The sequence below is a fragment of the Enterovibrio nigricans DSM 22720 genome, from assembly GCF_900167155.1.
In the GTDB taxonomy this organism is placed as follows: Bacteria; Pseudomonadota; Gammaproteobacteria; order Enterobacterales; family Vibrionaceae; genus Enterovibrio; species Enterovibrio nigricans.
The window spans coordinates 1-1,116 of sequence record NZ_FUXU01000233.1; the positions used below are offsets into that span (position 1 = coordinate 1).

Genomic DNA, 1,116 nt, shown 5'->3' on the forward strand with positions numbered 1-1,116 from the left:
CGCCCGATTGAATTTTTTGCAACAACCCCAGTCAGAGCAGGTCACTCTGACTCGTGTGAAGTGATAGTATCTTACCTTGTTGGTATCGTTAGACCTTCATACCAAAGTGATGGCCGTCCGGCATTTCTATATCGATACGTAGGCGACCGCCTAACGCTTCGACATAACGTTTTAGTGACAGTAGCTTAACGTCTTTGCCATTTTTCTCTAGACTGGCGACGGTAGGCTGCTTTATCCCCATAGATTCTGCAACCTGAGCTTGAGACATTTGAACACTATGGCGAATCTCTGCAAGATTTAGCTCAAGTAACATCTCTGCAGCTTGTTGTTGTGCCAAGTGCAGTTCATCTTCAGTCATTAGGTCATCAAGTGCGCTTAGTGGCTGACTTTTCATGATTTAGCTCCTCCAGATGCTCCTTAAACTCTCTTTCTGCAATAGGGATCATCTTCTTGTAAAAACGTTTATCACCAGTCTTATCGCCACCACATAAAATGACACACTGGCGCTCAGGGTCAAAAGCGAAGAAAACCCTAATCGGTTTTCCACTACTCTGCACGCGTAGCTCTTTTAAATTACTGACTTTGCTGCCTTCTAAGGTGTCAGCGTATGGCCTAGGTAAAGTTGGGCCTCTTTCTTCTAGCAGAATAAGGGATGCACGTACATTAACCTTATCCCTGCTATTCAATGTTTTAAACCAGTCAATGAAGACTGGCCGATTCAGTATTGTCCACATAGTCGGTGCTTGGCGTCTTTTGGTGTAATTATAGATTAGAATCTATATAGATTGCAATCTATATACACAAACTGCTAGTACTTATAGGGTGCACCTCTCGTGAACCAGTAAAAAGAGCAGCATATTTGGTTCGTTAAATATTGAAAACATACTCTATGCGAACTACCATTGAGAACCATGCCCAAAACAGACCACTGTTGACCAAATGTTCATAAGAGCCTATGTCGTTTTCAGAAGGCGACTGCAATATTGTCAATAGTGGTATTCACTTAGTTAGCACGTCTTTCTGGCTAGAAAGGAGAAGGGGCTGATTACCGGCTCCGTTGCAAAGTTTTAAGTTTCAGGCAATCTAGTGTCACCTTCCTCGTCGTTTATTAAGCAT

2 protein-coding genes are annotated in these 1,116 nt (G+C 42.8%); both read right to left on the bottom strand.

Translation table 11 applies throughout. From position 1 onward, the window contains the following. Nucleotides 1-88: 88 nt before the first annotated feature. A complete protein-coding gene (locus tag B5D35_RS23885) occupies nucleotides 89-394 on the bottom strand; it encodes a helix-turn-helix domain-containing protein (protein WP_078754872.1) in 306 nt (101 codons plus the stop codon). Continuing rightward, nucleotides 366-734 (bottom strand): type II toxin-antitoxin system RelE/ParE family toxin, encoded by a 369-nt coding sequence (locus B5D35_RS23890; protein WP_023404384.1) that lies wholly within the window; start codon nucleotides 732-734, stop codon nucleotides 366-368. Before B5D35_RS23890 ends, B5D35_RS23885 begins: the two co-directional genes overlap by 29 nt. Nucleotides 735-1,116: the final 382 nt, after the last annotated feature.